The sequence below is a fragment of the Providencia sp. PROV_01 genome, assembly GCF_053098325.1.
Genome location: NZ_JBRFKD010000002.1, coordinates 1198607 through 1225372, shown reverse-complemented (window position 1 = coordinate 1225372; position 26766 = coordinate 1198607). Strand labels below are relative to the sequence as shown.

Here is a 26766-nt window from a genome sequence, read left to right as displayed (position 1 = left end):
TATTAATATATTAATAATTACTCGAAAGTTGAATTCTTTTCATTAAGGAGTTGTCAATGAAAGGCACTGTATTTGCCGTTGCCCTCAATCATCAAAGCCAGCTTAGCCACTGGCTTGAGGCATTCCAGCAAGCCCCTTATAAAACCCCACCAAAAACCCCAGTGTGGTTTATTAAGCCGCGTAATACGCGTATCAATTCAGGCGAGAAAATTTTGCATCCCGCTGGTGAAGAAGTGCAAAGTGGCGCTACGCTTGCTTTGGTGATCGGTAAAAATGCACGTAAAGTCAGTAAGACAGATGCACATCAGTTTATTGCTGGGTTTGCGCTGGCAAATGAAGTGAGCTTGCCAGAAGACACCTTCTATCGCCCTGCCATTAAAGCAAAATGCCGCGACACGTTTTGTCCAATTGGTGAAATGGTTGCAACTTCGCTAAATAATCCTGTCGATATCATCACCCTAGTAAATGGTAAAGAAGTGGATCGCTGGTCAACAAAAGATCTGATCCGTGATGCGAGTGAGTTAGTTGCTGCATTAAGTGACTTCGCCACCTTAAAGCAAGGGGATGTGATCCTGCTCGGCACACCACAACAACGTGTCACCATCAAACCCGGTGACGAAGTGGTTATTCAAGCGGAAGGCTTTCCTAGCCTGAAAAATACCGTTGTGGCAGCAGGAGGAAAATAATGTCTACGATTACAAAACACGCAAAAATCCTTTTTAAAGGCACTGAATATTCCGTCACCGTCGGTGATAACGAAGCCATTACGTTACCTAACGGGGACGTGATTGCGGGTGATTCTCCTGATGTTGAATGGTTACCTCCTGCGCAAGGAACCTTGTTTGCCCTAGGCCTGAACTATGCCGACCACGCTGCCGAATTAGAATTTAAGCCACCTGAAGAGCCTTTAATTTTCTTAAAAGCAGAAAGCAGTTTAACGGGTCATCGCCAAGTTTCTGTTCGTCCTGATAATGTGGAATATATGCATTATGAGTCTGAATTAGTGGTGGTGATTGGCAAAACAGCTCACAAGGTCTCAAGAGAAGATGCCATGGACTATGTCGCAGGTTACACCGTGTGTAATGACTATGCGATCCGTGACTATTTAGAGAACTATTATCGCCCAAATTTACGTGTTAAGAGTCGTGATACTTTAACGCCGATTGGCCCTTGGATTGTCGATAAAGATGCCATTAAAGATCCGCATAATTTGGCTTTGTACACCTATGTAAATGGTGAATTGCGCCAAAAAGGCACCACGGCCGACCTAATTTTCGATATTCCCTTTTTAATTGCTTACCTCAGTGACTTTATGACATTGCAACCGGGAGACATGATTGCTACGGGGACACCAAAAGGGCTGTCTGACGTGGTACCGGGCGACGAAGTCATTGTTGAAGTTGAAGGCGTTGGCCGACTGGTCAACACCATTATCAGCGAAAAAGACTATGAGGAACGAGTGTAATGACTAAGATTAATCATTGGATCAACGGTAAAAACGTTGCCAGCAAAGACTATTTCGAAACCACCAACCCTGCAACGGGTGAAGTATTAGCAGAAGTCGCCGCGGGTGGACAAGATGAAATCAACCAAGCCGTTGCCGCAGCGAAAGACGCTTTTCCAAAGTGGGCCAATACCCCAATGAAAGAGCGCGCTCGCTTAATGCGTCGCCTTGGTGAATTGATCGACGAAAACGTCCCGCAAATCGCGGAAATGGAAACCAAAGATACCGGTTTACCTATTCACCAAACTAAAAACGTGTTGATCCCACGTGCTTCACATAACTTTGAATTTTTTGCTGAAATTTGCCAGCAAATGAACGGCCGTACATACCCTGTTGATGACAAGATGATGAACTACACCTTGGTTCAACCTGTGGGTGTCTGTGCGCTAATTTCCCCATGGAACGTGCCATTTATGACCGCCACATGGAAAACCGCCCCTTGTTTAGCACTGGGTAATACTGCGGTTCTGAAAATGTCTGAATTATCACCATTATCGGCAAATCGCCTCGGTGAACTGGCACTAGAAGCCGGTATTCCAGCAGGTGTTCTGAACGTGGTTCAAGGTTACGGTAGCACTGCGGGTGATGCGTTAGTTAAGCATCATGATGTCCGTGCGGTTTCCTTTACCGGCGGTACGGCTACTGGCCGCACCATTATGCAAAATGCAGGCTTGAAAAAGTATTCTATGGAGTTAGGTGGTAAATCACCTGTGTTGGTGTTTGAAGATGCCGATATTGAGCGTGCACTAGACGCAGCTCTGTTTACTATTTTCTCCATTAATGGTGAACGCTGTACAGCTGGCTCACGTATTTTCATTCAAGAAAGCATCTACCCTGAGTTTGTTAAACGCTTTGCTGAGCGGGCAAATCGCCTGATCGTCGGTGACCCGAACGATCCCAAAACCCAAGTGGGTGCATTGATCAGCCAGCAGCACTGGAACAAAGTTTCGGGTTATATTCGCTTAGGTATGGAAGAAGGCGCAACCTTGTTAGCGGGTGGTCCAGACAAACCGACTGATCTACCTGATCACCTCAAAGGCGGTAATTTCTTGCGTCCTACCGTATTGGCTGATGTCGATAACCGCATGCGTGTCGCCCAAGAAGAGATCTTTGGGCCTGTTGCTTGTTTAATTCCGTTTAAGTCTGAAGAAGACGGTTTACGCATGGCAAATGATATTGAGTACGGTCTTGCTTCGTATATTTGGACACAAGATGTCAGCAAGATTTTACGTTTATCACGCAGCATTGAGGCAGGCATGGTGTTTGTTAACACCCAAAACGTGCGTGACCTGCGCCAGCCTTTTGGTGGTGTAAAAGCTTCGGGTGTAGGCCGTGAAGGTGGCGAGTATAGCTTCGAAGTCTTCGCGGAAATGAAGAACGTCTGTATCTCCTACGGAGACCACAACATCCCTCGCTGGGGTGTGTAATAAAAAGCAAAATTATTCCGTAGCAAGCTACACCATTCTTTATTCTAAGTAATTTTGAATCAATGATAATTAATTTGGCTACTTATCCTAAATAATTCGTGTTGTAGCTAGGCGGTAAGTGAAGTTATCCCTAGGAGCATACTGAAGTATGTGACTAGGGTAACTTTATGAAGCCAACAACGCTACGGCGCGAAGTATGACGGATAAGCGAAGGAGGAAGGAAATGGGTAAGTTGGCACTCGCAGCAAAAATAACACACGTCCCATCCATGTACCTATCAGAACTACCAGGTAAAAACTTTGGATGTCGCCAAGCCGCTATCGATGGGCACAAAGAAATCAGTCGCCGCTGCCGTGAGTTGGGCGTTGATACTATTATTGTTTTTGATACACACTGGTTAGTTAACAGCGCCTATCATATTAACTGTGCTGACCACTTCAAAGGTATTTATACCAGTAATGAGCTTCCACATTTTATTCGTGATATGGAATATGAATATGATGGGAACTCCGTATTGGGCCAAATGATCGGTGAGGAAGCACGTAAATTAGGCGTTCGTGCTCAAGCACATGAAATTCCAAGCTTAACCCTCGAATACGCCACATTAGTCCCTATGCGCTATATGAATAGCGATCGTCACTTTAAAGTCATCTCGATTTCAGCCTTCTGTACTTCTCATAGTTTTGAAGACAGCCGTAAGTTAGGCGAAGCCGTACTGACTGCGATTGAAAAATACGATGGAACTGTGGCGGTACTAGCAAGTGGTTCATTATCTCACCGCTTTATTGATGACCAACGTGCTGAAGATGGCATGAACAGCTACACACGTGAATTTGATGAGCAAATGGATAAACGCGTCGTCAAACTTTGGCGTGAAGGACGTTTTGAAGAATTCTGCAAAATGTTACCTGAATATGCCGACTACTGCTATGGCGAAGGCCATATGCACGACACCGTGATGCTATTAGGTATGCTGGGTTGGGATAAATACGCCGAAAAAGTGGAAATTTTAACTGACTTGTTCGCAAGCTCTGGAACAGGGCAATTAAACGCGGTATTCCCTCTGCCTAGTTATATTACTGACAAACAAGCCACCACTGCGTAAGGAGTTGTTATGCCTCATTTTTATGCAGAATGTACAGAAAACATTCGTGATGACGCTCAGCTACCTGAGCTCTTCGCCAAAGTGAATGAAGCCCTTGCGGGAACAGGTATCTTCCCATTAGGTGGCATTCGTAGTCGTGCTATTTGGCTAGATACTTGGCAAATGGCCGATGGCAAGCACGATTATGCTTTTGTCCATATGACGTTGAAGATAGGTGCTGGGCGTTCTCTTGAAGATAGGCAAAAAACGGGGGAAATGATTTTTGAGCTGATCAAAAAACATTTTGCCGATTTGATGGCAAAACGCTACCTCGCATTATCTTTTACCATGGAAGAGCTTGATCCAGTTTTAAATTATAAGCAAAACAATGTTCATGCCTTATTTAAGGGTTAACAGTTTAAAGGTTAATGGTTTAAATCTTTATTTATCGTTTTATTGAGAGGGCAAGATGGTTAAAAATTTCGATAAACACATACCGCACTATTTGATCCCATTACTAGGGTCATTAGTGGCATTCGGTCCATTGTCTATCGATATGTACCTTCCTGCCCTCCCTCAAATGGGTATTGCGTTACACGCCACTCAAGGGCAAATGCAGTACACTCTTGGCGCCTTTTTTGCCGGATTCTGCATTGGAATGCTGTTTTATGGCCCACTAAGTGACCTTCTAGGTCGTCGGAAAATGTTGTTAAGTGGCCTTGCCATTTTTACTGTCGCCAGTTTGTTGTGCGCCCAAGCCACCAATGCAACTACTTTGATTGTATTCCGAGCGCTGCAAGCTTTTGGCAGTGGAGCGGCCATTGTGATGGCAAGAGCTATCGCTAGGGATGTTTACCCTGCTCATGAGTTACCTAAAGTACTGTCATTAATGACACTTGTGACCATGATAGCGCCATTACTGGCACCGCTATTGGGTGGTTTTTTACTCATTCATTTTCAGTGGCAAGTGATTTTCTATTTGCTGGCAGTGATTGGCTTGGCTTCGGTGTGTGCAATTTTTTTCTTACTCCCTGAAACGTTAACCCACCAGCGCGGTTCTGAAAATATACTTTGTGTCGCTTTCAAGAATTATGCACAGGTGCTCACAGACCGAGAAGCACTGAGTATTATTGGCACCATGGCTTTCTCCTTTGCCGGTATGTTTGCCTTTATCAGTGGTTCACCGTTTGTGTACATCAATTATTTCGGTGTTTCTGAACAACATTATGGTTTGCTGTTCGGCTGTAACATCTTGGGGATGATTGTCATGCTGTTGTTGAACGTTAAACTACTAAAAACCTATAGTTTAACGCGCATACTGACTATGCAAAGTGGGTTTCAATTAGCGTTTGGTCTGTTGTTACTCATATTTTACCAACAAAGTTTGCCCATAATTGTTATTCTAGTCGTACTGTTCTTATCGATGGTCAATGCTATCGGCACGAACAGTTTGTCACTATTACTGCAACATCGCGGGAAAATTGCAGGAAGTGCCAGTGCACTTGCCATTTCTATTCAGTTTGCCTTAGCGGCTGTCGCCAGCGTTGCAGTTTCTGTATTACAAGATGAATCCCCATTCGCTATGGCACTTGTTATGGCGCTTTGTGCCGGGTTAAGTTTTGCTAGCCAACAGCTATCAGCTAAAAATATCCGCCCACAAGTCCAATCAGTGTCTTCGGAGAACAACGAAAAATGAGCATAAATACCAATTCTACATTATTTCGCCAACAAGCTTATATCAACGGCCAATGGGTTGATGCCCAAAATAAAAGTGTATTTGAGGTCACTAACCCAGCAAATAACGAGGTTATCGCTAACGTCAGCAATGTCGGTGCTTTAGAAACTCAACAAGCTATCGAAGCCGCAGAAAAAGCCCTGCCGGCATGGCGTGCTAAAACCGCCAAAGAGCGCAGCCAAATTTTAAACAAATGGTTCCGTTTAATGATGGATAACCAAAAGGAATTGGCCGAATTACTCAGTGCTGAGCAAGGTAAGTCGATCACTGAATCGATGGGAGAAATTGCCTACGGTGCCAGCTTTATTGAGTGGTTTGCTGAAGAAGGTAAACGAGTGTATGGGGAAACCATTCCATCACCTCTGCCAGGACGTCGTCTGGTGACGATAAAACAGCCCGTGGGTGTGGTTGCGGCTATCACGCCATGGAACTTCCCAAATGCCATGATCACTCGCAAAGTCGGCCCTGCGCTTGCAGCTGGTTGTACGATGGTATTAAAACCTGCGGCAGAAACGCCATTATCAGCATTAGCATTGGCAGCGTTAGGGGAAGAAGCTGGCATTCCTGCTGGCGTGTTTAACATTGTTCCAGGTACTGATGCTAAAGCTATTGGTGGCGTTATGACTTCCAGCCCAATTGTTCGCAAACTCACATTCACGGGTTCAACGCGAGTCGGTAAGTTGCTGATGGAACAGTGTGCCAATACGGTGAAAAAGATGTCTCTGGAACTCGGTGGTAACGCGCCATTTATCGTGTTTGATGATGCTGATTTAGATGCAGCAGTACAAGGTGCATTAGCGGCTAAATTCCGTAATAGCGGGCAAACTTGTGTGTGTGCTAACCGTATTTTAGTCCAAGAAGGGGTTTACGATGAATTTGCAGCTCGTTTGGCAAAAGCGGTGAATGAACTGAAAATCGGACCAGCCACACAAGCAGACTCCCAACAAGGTCCTCTGATTAACCAAGCCGCGGTCGATAAAGTCACTGAACATATTGCAGATGCCGTTTCACACGGTGCAAAAGTGATTGCAGGGGGTAAACCAGCCCAATTAGGTGGCTTGTTCTTTGAACCGACGGTTATCACAGGTGTGACTGAGTCCATGAAGGTCGCAAAAGAAGAAACGTTCGGCCCACTGGCACCATTATTTAAATTCCGCGATGAACAAGAAGCGATTGCTCTTGCCAATGATACTGAATTTGGCTTGGCATCTTATTTCTATTCAAAAGATATCGGGCGTATCTACCGTGTTGCAGAGGCATTAGAAAGCGGCATGGTGGGTATTAATGAAGGCATTATTTCAAATGAAGTAGCCCCATTTGGTGGTATTAAGCAATCGGGTCTGGGGCGTGAAGGTTCACGCTACGGAATTGAAGATTATTTGGAAGTGAAATACCTCTGCTTTGGTGGTCTTTCCAATTAGAAAGACACATTAGCTGGCGGTCTTCGCTTTTAAAATCTTAGCTCTAAATAATTCGAGTTAGAACAAGGCAGTAAATGAGACTAATCCCTTAGGAGCATACCCGTGTGACTAGGGGATAGGCGCAAGCCTATCGTGAAGCTAACGCAGTTATAGCTCGAAGTATGACGAGCTGAGGTGCAAAAGGAAAATAAGATGTTACAAAAAGATGTCATATCGCAAATCGCACAGCGCCTAAATCAGGCTGAAAAATCACGTGAGCAAATTCGTCAGATCTCACTCGATCACCCAGAAATGACGATCGACGATGCTTATGCTATTCAAAAAGAGTGGGTTGGCGTGAAAATTGCTGAAGGACGCGTGTTAAAAGGCCATAAAATTGGGCTGACGTCTAAAGCAATGCAAGCCAGTTCACAGATTGATGAACCTGATTACGGCGCGCTTCTTGACGATATGTTTTTTGATGACGGCTGTGATATTCCAACAGACCGCTTTATCGTGCCACGCATTGAAGTTGAATTAGCTTTCGTACTCGCGAAGCCATTACGCGGGCCAAACTGCACCATCTTTGATGTGTATAACGCGACTGATTATGTGATCCCAGCACTTGAGCTAATTGATGCACGTTGCCACAACGTTGACCCTGAAACCAATCGCCCACGCAAAGTGTTCGATACCATTTCAGATAACGCAGCAAATGGCGCAGTAATTTTAGGTGGCAGACCAATCAAGCCACGCGATTTGGATATGCGCTGGATCAGCGCCCTGCTCTATCGCAATGGTGTCATTGAAGAATCTGGCGTAGCAGCGGCTGTACTCAACCACCCAGCGAATGGTGTGGCATGGCTAGCGAACAAATTAGCACCGCATAATGTACAACTTGAGCCGGGCCAAATTATTTTAGGTGGTTCATTTACACGCCCTGTCCCTGCTCGTAAAGGCGATGTATTCCATGTTGACTACGGCAATATGGGTTCCATTAGCTGCCGATTTGTATAAGGAATCCCCATGGATCTGTTAGAAAATAAATTCAAGAAAGCCTTAAAAAGTGGCCAACCGCAAATTGGTTTATGGCTTGGCTTGTGCAGCCCATATAGTGCTGAATTACTTGCCGGTGCAGGCTTCGACTGGTTATTAATTGATGGTGAACATGCACCAAATAATGTGCAAACGACCTTATCTCAGTTACAAGCTATTGCCCCTTATCCGTCACAACCCGTCGTTCGTCCGCCATGGAATGATCCAGTTATCATTAAGCAATTGCTAGATATTGGCGCACAAACGTTGTTGCTGCCAATGGTGCAAAATGCAGAGCAAGCCAAGCAAGCGGTATGCGCAACGCGTTATCCACCCGCAGGGATCCGTGGTGTCGGCAGTGCTTTAGCTCGCGCTTCTCGCTGGAACCGAGTACCTAATTATTTAACTCGTGCCAATGATGAAATGTGCGTGATAGTACAGGTTGAAACCCGTGAAGCCATGAATAATCTTCCTGAGATCTTAAAAGTTGAAGGTGTCGATGGCGTGTTTATCGGCCCTGCGGATCTTAGTGCAGATATGGGCTTTTCAGGTAACCCTAACCACCCAGAAGTCAAAGCTGCGATAGAAAAAGCGATTGTCCAAATTCGTGAGGCTGGCTTGGCACCAGGTATTTTAATGGCAGCCCCAGATGTTGCCGAACATTATCTTAAACTCGGCGCACTATTTGTTGCCGTCGGGGTCGATACCACGCTACTGGCACGTACCGCAGAAGCACTAGCAGCAAAGTTTGGTAAAACAGTTTCAGAGGTGACCTCGAGTGCACCCAGTGTTTATTAATAAAGCTATCTCTAAATAAGTTAATTTTAACCATACAGACAAATAACTTAATTAGATAAATAAAAAATCAATATCGCAATATAGGGCAGACAGCACCATGACTGCCTACTAGTCCCTTGTACCTATAATAATCTGCAAAAGAAAGAATTGAGGGCCCTACAATATGAGTAATCAACAACTTGCAAGCACTAACCCTGCTGAACAACATAAAAATTTAACCGAACCGCAGCAGCGGGTGATTAATAAACTATTTAAACGTCTCATTGTATTTTTATTTGTGCTGTTTGTTTTTTCTTTCTTAGACCGTATTAATATCGGCTTTGCAGGTCTAACTATGGGGAAAGATATCGGCCTAACTTCCACCATGTTTGGCTTAGCAGCCACCTTGTTCTATGCCACTTATGTGATTTTTGGTATTCCAAGTAACATCATGTTAGGGATTGTTGGGGCTCGCCGCTGGATAGCCACCATCATGGTACTTTGGGGTATCGCTTCTACAGCCACCATGTTTGCCACAGGGCCAACCAGTTTATACGTCCTACGGATGTTAGTGGGTATCGCTGAAGCTGGCTTCTTACCGGGGATTTTAGTTTATTTAACTTACTGGTTCCCTGCCTATTTCCGTGCTCGTGCTAATGCCTTATTTATGATTGCGATGCCAGTCACCATGGCATTCGGTTCACTAGCTTCTGGTTATATTTTAGGCATGGATGGCATTTTAAACCTAAAAGGCTGGCAGTGGCTGTTCCTGCTAGAAGGTTTCCCATCCGTGATCCTCGGTGTGTTGGTTTGGTTCTATTTGGATGATTCACCAAAGAAAGCCAAATGGCTGACCCAAGAAGATAAAGACACATTGCAAGAAATGATGGACCAGGACCAACTAGAGCTAGTGCAACCTCATGGTTCAAAAAGCCATACAGCAATGCAAAATAAAAGTTTATGGAAAGAAATCTTCACTCCAGTCATTCTGATGTATACCGTGGCCTACTTCTGTTTAACCAATACATTAAGTGCCATCAATATTTGGACGCCACAGATTATGCAAAGCTTCAATCAAGGCAGTAGTAATGCCATGATTGGGCTGTTAACTGCCATCCCACAGTTTTGTACTATCCTTGGGATGATCTATTGGAGCCGCCGCTCTGACCGGTTACAAGAACGGAAAATGCACACCGCCTTACCGTACTTATTTGCGGCAGCGGGATGGGTGCTCGCGGCGATGACTAGCCATCCAGTAATCCAATTAATTGGTATCATCATGGCATCAACAGGTTCATTTACTGCGATGGCTGTGTTCTGGACAACGCCAGACCAATCAATCAGTCTACGTGCTCGTGCTATCGGTATTGCTGTTATCAACGCAACAGGTAATATAGGTTCTGCCGTCAGTCCACTGTTAATTGGTTGGCTAAAAGACCAAACCGGTAGCTTTAACTCAGGCCTGTATTTTGTGGCTGGTCTGCTGGTGGTCGGCGCGCTGTTAGTCATTGCTATCCCAATGAAAAACTCAAGACCAAGAGCAACACCTTAATGTTTTGATGTTTTGATGTTTTGATGTTTTGATGTTTTAAATGTTTTAATAACTTACGCTGCAAATAATTATTAAAGGGTGTTACCCAAAATAACTTGCTTGCAGCTAGGCGGCAAGCAAGTTAATCCCTAGGAGCATACTGAAGTATGTGACTAGGGTTGGCTTGTGAGGCCAACAACGCTGCGAGCCGAAGAATGAAGGGTAACTCAACTTTAATTACCAATATAGACATCAGTACAGACTACGACGAAACCCAAGGCACCGACGACGTCCACTACCAAACCTTTGGCAACATGGCCGCCTTCTTTGGTCGCGACATGCAAGCTCATCGCCATGATGGTTTCTTTCAGTTGCACTATTTGGTTACCGGCCATATTACTTTGCAGCTCGATGAGTCACGCTATTCTGTTCAAGCCCCGTTATTTATTCTTACGCCCCCTTCGGTTGCACATGCATTTTTCACTCAAGAAGACACTGACGGCCACGTACTCACCGTACGGCAAGACCTGATCACCCCGCTTCTTGGCTCACTGTACCCTGCCAATCCAGATTTGGTCGATATTCCTGCTATTTGTTTATCTGTTACCGATAAGCCTGATGATATCGATACCTTTAACCATTACTGGGCATTAATGGCTCGTGAATCGGCTAATAACCATACAGGCAAAGACCAAGTTCTTGCCTCTTTAGCCCAAGCGCTATTTACCTTTCTACTGCGCTCTATTCCACTTGATGAGCACCCAACAACAGGGGTTAGAGGCGAACACCGCCTATTCCAGCGGTTTAATCAGCTTATTGACTTACACTATCATGAACACCTCGCAGTGCCTGAATATGCCAAAAAACTTGATGTTACGGAGTCACGCCTTAAAGATATGTGCCGGCGGTTCGCTAACCGGCCACCGAAAAGGTTAATTTTTGACAGAATATTGCGAGAAGCCAAGCGGATGTTACTGTTTTCCGATAGCCCCGTTTCAGAGATTGCCTACCAGCTCGGTTTCAAAGACCCCGCCTATTTTGCTCGTTTTTTTAACCGATTAGTCGGATGCTCTCCTAGCCTATGGCGGGAACAAAACCTTCATTAAAAAGGAGCTTTAGTGATTTTATTCTTATTTCTGAGAAAAAATCATCAATAGCTCCTTAGCTGTATCTCAAATCCTCTTCAAGTTTATCTCGATAAACTGTTACGCCCTCAAATCACGTTACATTTTAAAAACATTTTTGATATTTTATAAATTTCGTTTTAACTTTGTAAAAATACCAATAATGCTTAACCAAAAGTGAATACAAAGATCAAAAAAAGAACAATTACAAAAAATAATACAATTAATATTAATATAGAAATAATTTTATTATTGAATAACAATCAATATGTTACAAATAAAATTAAGCATTACATTAATATCAAAACATCGAAGTGATCACATTTCTTTCACAAAGAACAATTTTCAACGAAAAGTACCAGCGAACCTTTAGAAAATCTCTTTAAAACCCCCTCGAAAAACGATTCAATTAAGAAACACAAAATAAACATAAAATTAACATATTCGCTTGCAACCTTTATACCCTATCAATGCAAGCCCTCATTGTGAGATAACGAGGTAGACATGAAACCAGAAGATTTTCGTTCAGATGCTAAACGCCCTTTTAATAGCCAAGAATACTTAAAAAGCCTACAAGATGGCCGTGAAATCTATATTTATGGCGAGCGTGTGAAAGATGTCACTACTCATCCAGCTTTTCGTAACTCTGCAGCTTCAATAGGACAGTTATATGATGCGCTTCATGATAAAACGACTCATGACCAACTTTGTTGGAACACCGACACAGGTAACGGTGGATACACTCACAAATTCTTCCGTTTCGCAACCAGCCCAGAAGAATTACGCCAACAACGTGATGCCATCGCAGATTGGTCACGCCAGAGCTACGGATGGATGGGACGCACTCCAGACTATAAGGCGGCATTCGCCAGCTGTTTAGGTGCGAACCCTGAATATTATGGCCAATTTGCAGATAACGCGCGCAATTGGTACAAACGCATTCAAGAAAGCGGTCTGTACTTTAACCATGCGATCGTTAACCCACCGATTGATCGTCATAAGCCCGCTGATGAAGTGAAAGATGTTTATATCAAACTCGAAAAAGAGACAGATGCAGGGATTATCGTCAGTGGTGCGAAAGTCGTTGCGACCAACTCCGCATTAACACACTATAACTTTATCGGTTTTGGCTCTGCACAAGTAATGGGAAATAACCCTGATTTTGCCCTGATGTTTGTTGCCCCAATGGACGCAGACGGTGTGAAATTAATCTCACGTGCATCTTATGAATTAGTGGCTGGCGCAACAGGCGCACCATTTGATTACCCGCTTTCAAGCCGTTTCGATGAAAATGATGCCATCTTGGTGATGGATCACGTGTTAATTCCATGGGAAAACGTCCTGATCTACCGTGACTTTGACCGTGCACGTAATTGGGCTGTTCAAGGTGGATTCGCACGTTTATTCCCATTACAAGCTTGTGTCCGCTTAGCGGTTAAATTAGACTTCATTACCGGATTGTTACAAAAAAGTTTAGAATGTACAGGTGTTATTGATTTTCGTGGTGTACAAGCAGATTTAGGTGAAGTGGTTGCGTGGCGTAACCTGTTCTGGTCCTTGACTGACGCAATGACTTCTGAAGCCAAAGCCTGGGAAGGCGGTGCATTCTTACCGGATACCCAAGCTATCCAAACTTATCGAGTTATGGCACCAATGGCTTACACCAAAATCAAGAATATCATTGAAAGTAACGTAACAAGTGGTTTGATTTATCTGCCATCAAGCGTTCGTGATATGAATAATCCAGAAATTGATAAGTATTTAGCTAAATATGTTCGCGGTTCGAACGGAATGGATCACGTTGAACGCATCAAGATCCTTAAGTTAATGTGGGATGCTATTGGTAGTGAATTTGGTGGGCGCCATGAATTGTATGAAATTAACTACGCAGGAAGCCAAGACGAAATTCGTCTGCAATGTCTGCGTCATGCACAAGGTTCTGGCAATATGAAAGCCATGACAGATATGGTTGATCGTTGCTTATCAGATTACGATCAACATGGATGGAAACGTCCACACCTGCATAACAACAATGATATTAATCAGTTAGATTCGCTGCTGAAATAGTCGGCAGCAGGAGGTCAAAATGTCTTTAGAAAATGAACATCGCCTGCGTTTCAGAGATGCGATGGCAAGTCTTGGTGCAGCAGTCAATATCGTCACCACGGATGGGACTGAGGGTCGCTGTGGAATTACAGCTACCGCAGTCTGTTCAGTTACAGATACGCCACCCACTTTGATGGTCTGTGTCAACCGCAACAGTGCAATGAATGCGGTTTTTCAAAAGAATGGCCGCCTGTGCGTGAACGTGCTGAGCCATGACCAAGAAGAGTTAGCGTGCCATTTTGCTGGGATGAAAGGTTCCACAATGGAAGAGCGTTTTAGCTGGAATGTGTGGGAAAAAGGCCTCTTACAACAACCTCAATTAAAAGGTTCTCTTGCTAATTTAGAAGGTGAAATTACACAAGTGCAAGATATTGGTACGCACTCTGTCTACATGGTTGAAATGAAACAAATCATTGTTAACGATACAGGGCATGGTCTCGTTTACTTTAAACGTAAATTCCACCCTGTAATGCACCAAATCCTTGAACCAACCGCATAATTGGTAAAGTATTTATATTAAATAGCCTCTTATACTTGAGGCTATTTTTTTATATCTCATCGTTTAGTCAAAATAATAGCTAGCAACAGACTTACTCCCCATAAAATGTTTCAGTCTGAAATTTTTTATACATATAAATTATTAGTTATTTTGTATAATTTTTAAAGGATAGTGTTTTTCTGGAAAAACAAATACTCCTTTAGCCTCCCACCTTTAAACATAACATGCGTAAACAAAAACCCAACCACCTGATTTTTAAGGGTTTTTAAAATTACACTAAATATGATTAATTGACATAACATAAATAACAGGTATAAACTCAAATAATATAAATATTTTTCCTATAAATACAATCAATCTAAAAATGAACTATTTGATTAATAATCATATTAATTATGACAGTCATCAGGGGCTGTTATATACCGACAATGTTGATAATGCATTAAAATTAACAACTACTTTAAATCGCTTGTTATTAGTCTTAGTGCAAAACAACCATGATATCGTTGACCGAGAAACCATATTACGCAGGGTTTGGGAGGAACATAACCAAGTCGTCTCTGATAATAACCTGAATAGTAGTGTGTCTGTACTACGACGCCATTTATCTTCCTTTTCTGATGAAGAAATTATCACAACAGTACCTAAAGTTGGGATTAAGTTTTCTGCTGACCTGAAATTTGAGAATGAGCGTGAGGAAATAAAGGATAATAATGACAAAGAATTGCTCACTACTGAGGTTGAACTAGGTTCTTCATCAAAAGCACCCGAAGGGATTCCCCCCCAAGCAAGCGAAAATAAAAAAAACTACATACTGAATAACCGGTATGTTGAAATCTCACTTATTGGACTCATTATTTTTTGCTTATTATACCTATTTAAAAGTTATTTCTTTGCAAGCCGAACAGAATATCCTGAAGTTGGTCGTATCGATCAATGCAGTATCCGCTACATTAATAGTTACCATAAACCCGATACAACAACCATCAGCTTTGCGACAATTCAAAATGAACTAACAAAATTAAACCTTGATTGTAAAAAGCCAGCAACTGTTTTTTATTATAACGTTGGTATCGTTGCGAATGATAAAAATTTATATGACAATTTCCTATTTTTGTCGTATTGCCCAACAATACCGAAAGAGAGCACAACTGTGAGCTGTGAGAATTTTTATGTCAAATAAAGTATCAGCAAGAATGCTTTTTTTGTTTATTACATCTATAACTCTAGTTTTTATTAGCTTATATGTTCATCACATAATTAATACTCCTGTTATTCCAAATTGTCAGACAACCTTAAAAATAAATATCTCTGATCACCGTTCTACCTTAAAAGGATTTTACCTACTAAGTGTTATTCCTAATGAAAACAAACCTGACCAACACACGTTCATCATGAATGGAAATATTAATGAAAATGGTAAAAACTATACTATTTCACGAAAATTTCTGATGAAACATGAATACTTAGGCGACCATTTTTTTTTACGTGTTGACAATATATTTATAGACCCAGGTGATCAGGCTCAAGGAAAAATCAATATTCGGGGAGTCCCTGAAATGAATCAACTTTATTTTTTAAAAATAAAAAAATTAACCGATACAAGTTATATTTTTGAAGAAAATTTCTCTCCACTTTTTATTTGCACTCTGTAAATTCAAAAAAAACCACAAAAAATGCATCAAATATTAATATTTTGATGCATTTTTTTTATTTCTAAACATCTCCAACCTTAAAACACCTTAAAAGCACAAACATTAAACATTTCACAGCAAATTAAATCAATATAAAAACATTAATAGACATTAAAAAAAACTAAATATCAAACTATAACTTTGAATTTAATTAAAATTAAAGAATTTTATTCCATTTTACACCTGAGAAGGATAAGATTTCCTCCGTCGAAATGACCCACGCTAAAAACAATTATGTTAAGCGTTCTGTGATTAGGACATTTGAAAATCCATTGATGGATACTGAACTTTATTCCTATGCCAGTACTTATATAAAGGCTTACTAGGGATCAAATATTTACTTATTTTTAAGGATGTAAGATATGAAATTAAATAAACTTTCCATTGCTGTTTTATTCGCTACTTCTGCTATTTCAACTTCTATCTTTGCTAGTGGTAATAGCGGTGAATTACATTTCAGCGGCCAAGTTGTTAATGCTCCATGTAATATTGAATCAGAAAGTACAAAACAAGAAGTTCCATTCGGTCAACTTTCTCGTGCATCTTTAGAAGCGGGTAATGCAGCAGAGAAAGATATCGCAATTAAATTAAAAGAATGTAATTTTGATGAGTTTAGCAAAGACACTGAAGGTAAGTGGGTTGCTGTTAAAGATATTAAAATTACCTTTGGTGGTAAAAACTATGTCGGTACTGATAAAGAATTCTTAGGTACTACTGGTACAGCTTCAAATATCGGTATTCAAATCAAAGATTTCAAATTTGATGAAGCCAAATCTGTTATGAATCAAATTCGTAATAAACAAGGTGAAAACGTTTTAGAATTTACTGCATTAGCTAAACGTGTTGATGGTACAACACCCGTTACCGAAGGTGAATTTAGTTCTATTGCTGATTTTAAAATCACATACGAGTAATTTTTTTAGGGGAGAGAATTCTCTCCCCATAAAAGGCTCATTATGAAAAAAAATACTTATCTATGGATTGCCTTATTATTTAACTCGATTAACTCTAATGCGACTAGCTCTAACCTTGGACATATTCAAGATGGTCTTCGAGGTGAAACAGTAATGCAAGGTTATATCGTTGCGGCACCTTGTTCAATTGAAACTGATAGTCAATATCAATATATAAATTACGATTATATTTCTAACTATAGTATAAATAATATAGAAGATGAAAAATTAATGCGAAAACCTTTCTATATAAAATTAAATAACTGTATTAGTGAATATGACAGCAGTAATCATAAAGGTATTAAAATTCGTTTTTTTGCACCGCAAGATACGTATTCTAATGCAATAAAACTATCAGGCCCAAAGCCTGGGGTTGTCCTATATATATACGATATTAATAATAATTTATTAATGCCAAATAAACTCTATCCTATTTCTAATAATTACGTTTATTTTGATAAAAAGAGTAAAGAGAGCTTTTTAAAATATGAAACAGAATTGGGTGCAAGTAATAACGAAATTACACCTGGCGATTACTTTACCACAATTAAATTCAACGTTACTTACGATTAGTAAATAAACTCATAATTAATTTGATGAAAAAATCATGGTTAAATTTAATATTTACTCTTACATCATTGTGACTTCTTTTGTATCTTCAATCTCTTCGTTAGCCTATGCTGTCGAATTTAATACCGATATGTTAGATACGGAAGACACTCAAAATATTGACTTTAGCCAATTTTCTCAGGCTGGATTTATTATGCCTGGTATTTATCATTTAACCCTCAAAGTCAATAATGAGAGTATGGGTAGTGCACAAGATATCACTGTGATAGCGCCACAATCCCAAAACAATAATTTATTCGATACCGTTTGTGTTCCCGTTACTATTCTTGATCGTTTAGGGCTTACTCAAGACGCAATTAAATTAATTAAATATCGTGATGAGGGTAAATGCCTTGATTTATCTCCGCTTGAAGGTGCTTCATTAAATGTAGATTTATCAACATTAACGCTATCCATTTTAATTCCACAAAGCTATTTAGAATATACCGATCCCAGTTGGGTTCCTCCTTCACGTTGGGAGGAGGGGGTAAATGGGTTTTTATTAGATTACAACCTAACAGGTTCTTTAACGCGTCGAGATTCAGGTTCACGAGAATCGTACCTTTCTGCTAACGGAACAACAGGGCTTAATTTTGGTGCATGGCGTTTACGCGGTGATTACCAAGCAAACTATCGAAAATCGACAGGAAGCTTCAAGAACCAATATAGCGATGCCACATTTAGCCGATTATTTGCATATCGCTCAATAAAATCTATTGCATCTATTTTAACGTTAGGTGAGAACTACTTTTACTCTGCTATTTTTGATTCTTGGCAGTACACCGGGGTATCTCTTGAAACCGATGAAAATATGATGCCCCCTAAATTAACGGGTTATGCACCAGAAATTATTGGTATTGCTCAAACTAATGCCACTGTTATTGTCAAAAGCCATAACCGTATAGTTTTAGAAACAACCGTACCTGCTGGCCCTTTTCGTATCCAGACACTAGATAGCTCCATTCGTGGAACATTAGATGTGACTGTGCGAGAAGAAAATGGTGAAGAGCAACAATTTAGCATTACCACTGCAGCATTACCCTATTTAACGAGACCAGGGCAAATCCGCTATAAATTTGCAGCGGGTAAACCACGTTTTAATGGCCGCCAGCTCGAAGGTGATTTAACTGCGTCGGGAGAACTCTCTTACGGGTTAAATAACCTTTGGTCTATCTATGGGGGATCCGTTTTATCAAAAAATTATCAGGCATTTTCAGCTGGCTTTGGCCGTGACCTGTTTTCATTCGGTAGCCTTTCGTTCGATGCGACTCAGTCACATGCTCAATTGCTTGATAAAACATTAACTGGCCGAAGTTATCGACTTAGTTATTCAAAATCATTTGATGAAGCCAGAACTGACATTACATTCGCAGGGTATCGTTTCTCTGATGAAACCTATCGCTCTTTGCAACAAACGTTGGATGAACGACGTACTGGTAATGAAAGCCAAGCTCAAAAAGAAAGCTATCAAGTTAATATTAATAAATATTTTGATGATTTCTCATTGGGTGGAAACTATCAATATAATACTTATTGGAATAGTGAAACAGAAGAACAATACAGCTTATACCTAAGTACTCTTTTAAATTGGGCGGCTATTGGGCTAAAAAATATTAACCTGACAGCGTCTGCAACTCGTTCAAAAAGAGCAGGATATCAAGATGATGCGATCAGCTTATATTTCACTATTCCTTTAAGTCAAGGAAGTAGCGTCAGCTTTTCTGAAGGTTATACCCGCAACCAAAATGGCCAACACAGCTCAACACATAATATCGGCTATAGCGGATATAGTGAGCAGCGCAATTATAACTTAAATGTCGGTTATCAAACAGGAAGCCATCAGGATGACCAAACCAGCTTTAGTGGTTATTTAAACCAAAATCTTCCTTATGCCTCCATTTCGGGAAACGCAAGTTATGTCCCGAACGAATATCACAGTGTTGGGGGATCAATTAATGGTGGAATTACCTTAATTAAAGAAGGCATTGCCATGCACCAAGCCGCTTATGGCGGTACTCGACTCGTTGTAGAAACACCTGGAGCAGCTAACGTTCCTCTGAGTGGTGGCGTTTATCAAACTAATCACTTTGGACTCGCTGTATTGCCAAATGTGAGTAGTTATCGGAAAACCAGTGCATCTATTAATACCAGTAAATTACCAAAGGATGTTGAAGCATTAGAGACTGTCACCGATGCAACTTTGACTCGTGGAGCAATCGGATATCGTCGCCTCAACGTTATTCAAGGTGAAAAAACGTTCGCTCGCTTAAAGCTGGCTGATGACACTTATCCACCTTTTGGCACTAGCGTGCGTAATAGCAACAATATTGAACTCGGAATTGTTGGTGAACAAGGTATTACGTGGATTGTTGGTATCCAACCTAAAGACTTACTCAATCTCTATTGGGGAAATAAACACCAGTGTAGCGCCCATGTGCCTGATGTGATTAATCCTCAGGAGATTTACCCAACTATTATTTGCCGTTAATAAGAGAACTAAGATGAAATTGAATTCCCCTTTTTTATTACTTACTAGCGTATTCACGCTGACTATGAGTGTAATTTCAGTTACGAATGCTGCGGTTACACTTGATCGCACTCGTATAATTTTCGATGGAAATCAATCGTCTATTAATATTACGATCCGTAATGATAACCCGGAGCTACCTTATTTAGCCCAGTCGTGGTTGGAAAATGCATTAGAACAAAAATTGGAAACCGGCCCTATTATTGCCACTCCGCCGATTCAGCGCATGGAGCCCAAATCAACTAGCCTAGTTCGCCTAAGCACCGCACCTGACATTGCAAAGTTACCGCAAGACAGGGAATCCCTGTTTTATTACAACCTGCGTGAAATCCCGCCTAAATCATCAGAAGCGGGTGTGTTGCAAATTGCATTACAAAGCCGTGTAAAACTATTTTATCGCCCTGAAAACATTGTTGCACAAAGCAAAACAGATTGGACGAAACATATAACATTAACAACAACATCATCGGGCTATACGTTAAATAATCCAACACCATTTTATTTAACTGTAATTGGTTTAGGGAACAGCCAAAAACAATCTGAAGAAAGTGATTTTGACGCGGTTATGGTACCGCCAAAATCTAATCAAATGATTAAATCCTCCAAATTTTCAACACCTTACCTGACATATATCAATGATTATGGTGGAAAGCCTTCACTTGCTTTCAAATGCCAAGCTTCAAAGTGCAGTGTGACGGAATAATGAGTAAAAAATAGATAGGAGCAGAACAATGAAATTGAATTACCTAGCACTATGGGCTTTTGCTATACCTATTTTTGCTGAATCTGCTGTGCCTGTGACAACAGGCACAATATATATCAATGCGCGTATTGTTACTGCTCCTTGTCTACCTGATATCTCATTAAAATTAAATGAAAGTACTTTAATTGCAGCAACCTATAGCGTGGAAATGCATTTTTCTCATTGTAGCAAACCAATACAAAAGCAAGCTTGGGCGCCGTTTACACTGAAATTAGGCAATAACCAATACGTGCTAACACAACCACGACGCAATAACACCATTTTATTCTCTATTCCTGCTAGTAATAAGATGCAACGTGTGGAAATAAATTATGACTAGATACTCAACATTATTATTTAGCCTTTTATTCCTAACATGGAATACCAGCTTTGCCAATAGCCTAACCGTTTACTTTGAGGGTGTGCTAGTGCCTCTTGGTTGTCGGCTGAGTGATGATGATACACAAAAAAAAATATATCTTTCTGGGCTACGTTTTTCTTCAATCGAAACATTAGGACGTTCAGATATGCAGCCATTTAAGTTGGATATCATGGACTGTTCTACAATGGCTTTGAATAAAACGATCAAAATAACGTTAAATACCCAAAATATTGAAACACATAATGGTATTAATTATTTAAAAACCACAGGTGAATCTAATGTTTTATTAGCTCTGACTGATAGTCGTGGTAAAGAACTGGAGCTTAATACAACAATTGATGTCAGCACAGTTACTGAATCAGGTAAAGGATCCGTTAATACACTTTTATTTGGTGTTTATGCTCAAAAACCCTTTAGTAATCGTTTAAAAACAGGGGGGTTTTCCTCAACTGTTACTTTTAACCTTGATTATCAATAAGGAGAATTGAAATGAAATTCATTTGTTTTTCATTCCCTTTAATTAGCTTATTAGTTTCCTTAGGTACTCAAGCGGATGTGCTAATTTCTCTTTCTGCTAAATTGGTTAGACCGCCATGTGTACTTACAGCAGAAAATGGCGAAAAAGAATTAGTCATTAATTTTCGAGAGGTGGCGCTAGACAGACTAACTGAAGAAAAACAGTCCTTTGGTATTCTCATTAAACAATGTGAACTTCGAAAAAATTTACAAGTTTACCTATCTCCTAGAGAAGGAAGTACTTTAACAATAAACAATGAAACCGTGCTTGCGACCTCTATTAATGGATTGGGTATTCGTTTTTCAGAAGAAAATAAAAGTAATGCGCTCAACCTTAATAAATGGGAAAGGATTGCTCCATCCGTAAGTGGTGATACAGGGAAAGTTGTTATTCAATCACAATTAGTCACTAATCAAGCTATTGAAAATCTCACTGCAGGGCCATTTAGTGCCGCTTTATCAGTGATGGTTGATTATCTGTAATATTGGGAAGTCTTTATGAAAAATATAAAAATATATTCACCATTACTTTTGTTACTACTCTTAATTAGCTTAAATTCCTATAGTGCGACCCGCTATTCAGGAAGTGGTGGTGGTTATAAAATGAGTTTAGTATCTAACAACTCCGTTGTTTCTAACACCCCAGCAATTGGAAGTGATAACAATAAATATTTTTTAATCGCTCCAGCAAATAGCTCCGGTATTGTTATTAATGAAAGTACATCTCAGCCTTATGGCTCTGTATATTGTACTGTGAACTTCTTACAAGGTAATTATTCCGCTGGTCTTCCTTGGAGCTACGCCTACCACCGTGTCTTTGCCTATATGCCAGAGGCAGGCTTTACTATTAGTGGGCTGACCGCATATAAAATAAACAACAATACATTTTTTACTCTTTATTCTGAGAATGGAATAACCAGTGGCTGGCGAAATATTTCAGGGAGAGGATGTTCTAATGAAGAAATGGGGCCATTAGCAACATCATTTTTTACTGTTCATTTTCCTTTTACCGTTAGAGTTTATGTCAAAGATATTCCTGTTGATGGAAAAATTGTTATTCCAAACGCAATGATCGCAGGTTATACACGATTATTCCAAGACTATGGAACACCAGATATTTATGTACCTATTGATAAAGCCACCGTTAAATTAGACCTTGCTACATCAGTTATCAATTATCCGTCAAATTGCCGTTCCAATATTGATAATTTAAATATTGATCATAAAACACTGGATGCTTATGAATTTAATAGTAAAGAAACTCGTACTGTTACCTATACATGCGATAGAGTGCAGCCAGTTAAAGTAAAATTAACTTTAGACTATGCCACAGATAGCGATCCACAAAAAAGACTCCCTTTAAAATCAGGAAATAACACTATTTATTCTGAGCTTACAATTTATGATGAACAAAATAATCAAAGTGGAAAAACATTTGAAACAACAATTGATAAAGTAAAAAACATTATGATTGAAAGTAAAGTTTCTGGTTATGACGCCGAACCAGGAGACTACAAAGGTAATGCTTGGTTAATCGCCACATTTATTTAATTTAGCGGTAAGTGTACTATGATAATAATATCCCGCGCACTATTTATTGGTATCTTTATTGTTTGGCACCTTGCTAGTCTTATTTATATCGATAGCCTAGGAAGCCTAAGACAATCATTACCACAAAACATTATTAGTTGGTTATCTATTTCCTTGACAATATCTATTATTGCATTTACTGTTTTCTATCGGAAAATTAAAATAATCATTACATTACCTGCTATTTGCTACTGTTTCTCTTTAGCCATTCTAATGATGGGATTAATATCTTATCAGGGAGAAAATAATAGTATTGATTTTTGGTATTGTTCTGGTATTACTGTTGGCGTATTACTCTATATTGCAGGGTTACAAGTGAGAAAAAAATGGTTAATACAATCATTTTGTATTTACTGTTATATCACTATTAGTGTAGCTCAAGCCTTTATCACTGCATATCAATATATATTTGAAGCCGATATTTTTTATCTTGCATCTGGTATGAGGTCAAATGGATTATCACAACAAGTCAATATATTATCAGTTAACATGGCGGCTGCATGCTTATTATCTCTAATGACTCTTGTGTTATCACAATTTTCGTTGTTATCTGAGCGTTATGAAAAAATTAGGGTTGTATTACTTGGAACTTGTATTTTATTTTTCACATTAACTTTAGTTGTTCTGCAGTCTGTTATTGCTTGGCTAAGCTTTACTGTTTGTGCATTTATTTTTATTTGCCTTTTTTACAAGAAAAACCCTCTACGTGTTAGCGCTAGTTATTTTATTATTGCTGTAGCAATTTTTATTGGAATTTATCTAATAAGGCTATGCCCTCAGTATATTGCAACTGAAATTATGAACCAATTCCATTTAAAACAAATGTTGCGTTTTTCTATTACTTTATTCTTAGAGAAACCTTATGATGCATGGGAGCAGTCTTTTTTATTTGAAAACAGTTATGAAAGAACAGCAATTCCTTTTTTCAGCCCTAAAATGTATATTGTTCCTCATCCACATAATGAAATATTACTCTGGCTGATGACTGGAGGGTTCACTAATTTGATTTTTTTATCTTTATTATTAACCGGAGGTATCTATGTCGTATTTCAATCTTTTATAAAATATAAAATTAACGGAAATGGTTACCCATTGGCAATCATTCTATCAATAACCCCTATTATTATACATAATCATGTTGAATACCCTTTTTTACTTTCTGTATTACACTGGGGGATCGTCATATTATTTCTATCATTCTCAGATGCCGCTTTCGCATTAGAAGAACAATCCCTATTTTATATTAACAAGCAACTATCTTATTTATTCAGCTTTATTATATTTATTATTGGATTGGGTGTATTTATTATTGGGCTATTTCTATTTAATGGAGAGAAATCTTTTTATGCACAGGGTAGTTATCATAACGAAAGCATAGCAATTCGAGTATCGAGTTCAATTAGCTTAGAAAAAAATAACGTATAAAAAAACATAAATAAACCTAATTTTCACTCAAGTAGTGTTATATTAATCAGGACAGTATTATGAGAATATATCAAACTGAAATTTCAAACACCTATATAGGACTACAACTTCGTAAGCGCCGCTTGCAAATGGGCTGGACAGCACACACTTTAGGGAAAAAGTCGGGATTAAGCCAACAACAAATTTCCCGTTATGAACGCGGTACGCAGAATTTTACGATTCATCGACTATGTATATTTGCTAATGTACTGCAGTGTGACCTAGATTATTTTCTTGAACAGAATATCTATGAGAACCATTCCCTTGTCGATATAAATCTTTAAGCACTGTTTAAACAGTAAAATCTGATTTTGTCATAAAGCAAGATCAGATTTTCTTTATTCTAACCTCACTTTCATTCTTTTCTGATTGCATAAGCGATAAGGCTCTTATATTTTTAACTCAAATCACTGATCATGGGTTAAAAGGTACCAATATGACCATCACACTTATCGTTGTATTTGTTTTACTCTTATTGGCCATAGGTTGGGGGATCTCTATCTATAACCGCCTGGTCAATACCCGTAATCAAGTCAGCAATCAATTTGCCAATATTGATGTTATTTTAAAGCAAAGAGCAGATCAGATTCCTCAGCTAGTCACTATTACGGAAAAAGCGATTGAACATGAACAAACGTTATTTACCTCATTAAGTGATGCACGCCAACGCTATTTCAATGCCCAAAATATGAATGAAAAAATCGCAGCATCGAATGAAATGAACCGTGCACTGGGTAACCTTGTAGCCATTGCGGAAAATTACCCCACCCTCATTTCTGGTGAGCAATTCACCCAATTACAAATCGCTTTAAGTGATGTTGAAAATAAAATAGCCCAACGACGTGAAGGCTTTAACGACGCAACAACAGAGTATAATACTGCAATACAAATGTTCCCTGATAGCTTAATTGCCAATGCCTTTCGTTTTTCAGCACTGCCATTACTTGATATTTCTGAAGATGAAAAAAAATATCAAGGCGTCCAGTTTAAATAATGTAAGCCTAAAGGTATTAATGCGTGAATATGTATTTTTTACTCGGAGCCGCCATTGGTGCCTTAATTTTATTTATTGATAATAAATTCTCGGTAAATAAAAAAGTAAACTGGGGGATCATTCCTTTCGTCGGTGTTGCTTGTGGTATGTGGTACTCACTCTCACCTTCTACCCGTGATTATGTCAGTATCATTTATTATGTCGTTGTACTGGTCATCACCTTTTTTATTACTCGTAGTGTCGTCAATTCTAGCAAAGTAGCCTACCAACGTTATCAGCGCTTACAAAATGAAGGCTCATCAAAGTTTAGTGCGTTTCTTAGAGTCCTTGTGGGAATGCTGATCGCCACTTGCCTATTTGCTGGGTTCTTTATCGACATACGCGTATTTTTTATCGCATTTGTCTTAGCCTTCGTATTTAAAGCAATTGAAAATACACCAACCAAGCGCTTCTTAAAATTTCAGAAAAACCTAGCCACCTCTAAAATACGCTCAATGGCGATGGGACTTGTGGAAGTTGAAGGGAAAATCACGGCGGGCACGTCCATTAAAAGCCAGCTAGGTAATAAAACCTGCTATGGCTCCTTTTATTTTGAATATTCCATATCAAAAGATAAAGACGGTAAAAAAAGCTATACCTTACAAAGTAGTAAGTGCAACATGCACAGCTTTACCCTAACGGATGATACGGGCTCTGTTAAGGTAGAATGTGACCCTGATTATTTCGTTTACCCGGGCTTAGAGCCGCATATGGATGTTGAAAGCGGTAATCGCCGTTACACAGAGTATTTACTTGAAGCAAACCGCAGTTATTTATTAATTGGTACAGCAGACGCTAACGAAAAAGGCGAATCGGTTATTATACGTAAAGCACCTCATATGCTATTAGGCGTCTCCCCCTCGGACTATGTCGTTCGTTGGAACAAAACAGGTCCATTACGTCGAAATTTAGCTATTACCGCCATGATTGCACTTTTTCTGATTGGTGTGATTTTAGTTACGCCAATGGATTATCAAAACGGGCAGCTAAATATGCATTTCGACCAGATCGCATTATTTGATGGTAATGACTAA

At 39.8% G+C, this 26766-nt stretch carries 27 protein-coding genes; all 27 read left to right on the top strand.

Annotated features, from left to right (window positions below; translation table 11 throughout):
* Positions 1-56: 56 nt before the first annotated feature.
* The 27 genes from ACU696_RS06175 to ACU696_RS06045 all read left to right on the top strand — a co-directional run bounded on the left by ACU696_RS06175 (position 57) and on the right by ACU696_RS06045 (position 26766).
* Complete coding sequence (locus ACU696_RS06175; RefSeq protein ID WP_109911939.1) at positions 57-686, top strand: fumarylacetoacetate hydrolase family protein; 630 nt, start codon at positions 57-59, stop codon at positions 684-686.
* On the top strand, positions 686-1465 hold the full coding sequence (locus ACU696_RS06170) for a fumarylacetoacetate hydrolase family protein (RefSeq protein ID WP_004914288.1): 780 nt from the start codon (positions 686-688) through the stop codon (positions 1463-1465). Before ACU696_RS06175 ends, ACU696_RS06170 begins: the two co-directional genes overlap by 1 nt.
* Complete coding sequence (gene hpaE / locus ACU696_RS06165; protein ID WP_004905295.1) at positions 1465-2931, top strand: 5-carboxymethyl-2-hydroxymuconate semialdehyde dehydrogenase; 1467 nt, start codon at positions 1465-1467, stop codon at positions 2929-2931. The genes ACU696_RS06170 and hpaE overlap by 1 nt, the downstream gene beginning before the upstream one ends.
* A gap of 223 nt (positions 2932-3154) precedes the next feature.
* Positions 3155-4036 carry a 3,4-dihydroxyphenylacetate 2,3-dioxygenase gene (gene hpaD / locus ACU696_RS06160; protein WP_004914293.1) on the top strand — a complete coding sequence of 294 codons (882 nt, stop codon included), beginning with the start codon at positions 3155-3157 and terminating at the stop codon, positions 4034-4036.
* A 9-nt stretch (positions 4037-4045) separates the two neighbouring features.
* A complete protein-coding gene (locus ACU696_RS06155) occupies positions 4046-4429 on the top strand; it encodes a 5-carboxymethyl-2-hydroxymuconate Delta-isomerase (RefSeq protein WP_004914298.1) in 384 nt (127 codons plus the stop codon).
* 55 nt (positions 4430-4484) lie between these two features.
* The gene (locus ACU696_RS06150) at positions 4485-5711 is read left to right on the top strand and encodes a Bcr/CflA family multidrug efflux MFS transporter (RefSeq protein ID WP_209102223.1); all 1227 of its coding nucleotides are present in this window, start codon (positions 4485-4487) and stop codon (positions 5709-5711) included.
* Positions 5708-7171 (top strand): NAD-dependent succinate-semialdehyde dehydrogenase, encoded by a 1464-nt coding sequence (locus ACU696_RS06145; RefSeq protein WP_110732248.1) that lies wholly within the window; start codon positions 5708-5710, stop codon positions 7169-7171. Before ACU696_RS06150 ends, ACU696_RS06145 begins: the two co-directional genes overlap by 4 nt.
* Before the next feature lie 192 nt (positions 7172-7363).
* A complete protein-coding gene (gene hpaH / locus ACU696_RS06140) occupies positions 7364-8167 on the top strand; it encodes a 2-oxo-hept-4-ene-1,7-dioate hydratase (protein ID WP_004914311.1) in 804 nt (267 codons plus the stop codon).
* A 9-nt stretch (positions 8168-8176) separates the two neighbouring features.
* The gene (gene hpaI / locus ACU696_RS06135; RefSeq protein WP_004914313.1) at positions 8177-8983 is read left to right on the top strand and encodes a 4-hydroxy-2-oxoheptanedioate aldolase; all 807 of its coding nucleotides are present in this window, start codon (positions 8177-8179) and stop codon (positions 8981-8983) included.
* Positions 8984-9146: 163 nt separating this feature from the next.
* Positions 9147-10514 (top strand): 4-hydroxyphenylacetate permease, encoded by a 1368-nt coding sequence (gene hpaX / locus ACU696_RS06130; protein ID WP_004914317.1) that lies wholly within the window; start codon positions 9147-9149, stop codon positions 10512-10514.
* Between the two features lie 194 nt (positions 10515-10708).
* Positions 10709-11599: a 4-hydroxyphenylacetate catabolism regulatory protein HpaA gene (hpaA, locus tag ACU696_RS06125; RefSeq protein WP_447343048.1), complete on the top strand. Its 891-nt coding sequence runs from the start codon at positions 10709-10711 to the stop codon at positions 11597-11599.
* A 522-nt stretch (positions 11600-12121) separates the two neighbouring features.
* Positions 12122-13684, top strand: a complete 1563-nt coding sequence (hpaB, locus tag ACU696_RS06120) for a 4-hydroxyphenylacetate 3-monooxygenase, oxygenase component (protein ID WP_004914324.1) — start codon at positions 12122-12124, stop codon at positions 13682-13684.
* A 19-nt stretch (positions 13685-13703) separates the two neighbouring features.
* Positions 13704-14222 carry a 4-hydroxyphenylacetate 3-monooxygenase, reductase component gene (gene hpaC / locus ACU696_RS06115; RefSeq protein ID WP_109911935.1) on the top strand — a complete coding sequence of 173 codons (519 nt, stop codon included), beginning with the start codon at positions 13704-13706 and terminating at the stop codon, positions 14220-14222.
* 364 nt (positions 14223-14586) lie between these two features.
* A complete protein-coding gene (locus ACU696_RS06110) occupies positions 14587-15405 on the top strand; it encodes a winged helix-turn-helix domain-containing protein (RefSeq protein WP_164528459.1) in 819 nt (272 codons plus the stop codon).
* A complete protein-coding gene (locus ACU696_RS06105; RefSeq protein WP_109911933.1) occupies positions 15395-15877 on the top strand; it encodes a FidL-like protein in 483 nt (160 codons plus the stop codon). Before ACU696_RS06110 ends, ACU696_RS06105 begins: the two co-directional genes overlap by 11 nt.
* Positions 15878-16278: 401 nt before the next feature.
* Positions 16279-16830 carry a fimbrial protein gene (locus ACU696_RS06100; protein WP_109911932.1) on the top strand — a complete coding sequence of 184 codons (552 nt, stop codon included), beginning with the start codon at positions 16279-16281 and terminating at the stop codon, positions 16828-16830.
* A gap of 42 nt (positions 16831-16872) precedes the next feature.
* Positions 16873-17442, top strand: a complete 570-nt coding sequence (locus ACU696_RS06095) for a fimbrial protein (RefSeq protein WP_109911931.1) — start codon at positions 16873-16875, stop codon at positions 17440-17442.
* Between the two features lie 34 nt (positions 17443-17476).
* Positions 17477-19966, top strand: a complete 2490-nt coding sequence (locus ACU696_RS06090) for a fimbria/pilus outer membrane usher protein (RefSeq protein ID WP_164528458.1) — start codon at positions 17477-17479, stop codon at positions 19964-19966.
* A 13-nt stretch (positions 19967-19979) separates the two neighbouring features.
* The gene (locus tag ACU696_RS06085; protein WP_109911929.1) at positions 19980-20708 is read left to right on the top strand and encodes a fimbria/pilus periplasmic chaperone; all 729 of its coding nucleotides are present in this window, start codon (positions 19980-19982) and stop codon (positions 20706-20708) included.
* Between the two features lie 28 nt (positions 20709-20736).
* On the top strand, positions 20737-21087 hold the full coding sequence (locus ACU696_RS06080) for a hypothetical protein (RefSeq protein WP_102139510.1): 351 nt from the start codon (positions 20737-20739) through the stop codon (positions 21085-21087).
* Positions 21080-21607 carry a fimbrial protein gene (locus ACU696_RS06075; protein ID WP_209102225.1) on the top strand — a complete coding sequence of 176 codons (528 nt, stop codon included), beginning with the start codon at positions 21080-21082 and terminating at the stop codon, positions 21605-21607. Before ACU696_RS06080 ends, ACU696_RS06075 begins: the two co-directional genes overlap by 8 nt.
* An 11-nt stretch (positions 21608-21618) precedes the next feature.
* Positions 21619-22128, top strand: coding sequence for a fimbrial protein (locus ACU696_RS06070; RefSeq protein ID WP_004905345.1), 510 nt, complete (start codon positions 21619-21621; stop codon positions 22126-22128).
* A gap of 15 nt (positions 22129-22143) precedes the next feature.
* Positions 22144-23196, top strand: a complete 1053-nt coding sequence (locus tag ACU696_RS06065; RefSeq protein ID WP_209102227.1) for an adhesin — start codon at positions 22144-22146, stop codon at positions 23194-23196.
* Between the two features lie 18 nt (positions 23197-23214).
* Entirely contained in the window at positions 23215-24660 is a 1446-nt protein-coding gene (locus tag ACU696_RS06060; protein WP_226538033.1) for an O-antigen ligase domain-containing protein, read from the top strand.
* A 59-nt stretch (positions 24661-24719) separates the two neighbouring features.
* Positions 24720-24983, top strand: coding sequence for a helix-turn-helix domain-containing protein (locus ACU696_RS06055; protein WP_109911926.1), 264 nt, complete (start codon positions 24720-24722; stop codon positions 24981-24983).
* A 152-nt stretch (positions 24984-25135) separates the two neighbouring features.
* A complete protein-coding gene (locus ACU696_RS06050) occupies positions 25136-25693 on the top strand; it encodes a LemA family protein (RefSeq protein ID WP_109911925.1) in 558 nt (185 codons plus the stop codon).
* Positions 25694-25722: 29 nt separating this feature from the next.
* Positions 25723-26766, top strand: a complete 1044-nt coding sequence (locus ACU696_RS06045) for a hypothetical protein (protein WP_181937081.1) — start codon at positions 25723-25725, stop codon at positions 26764-26766.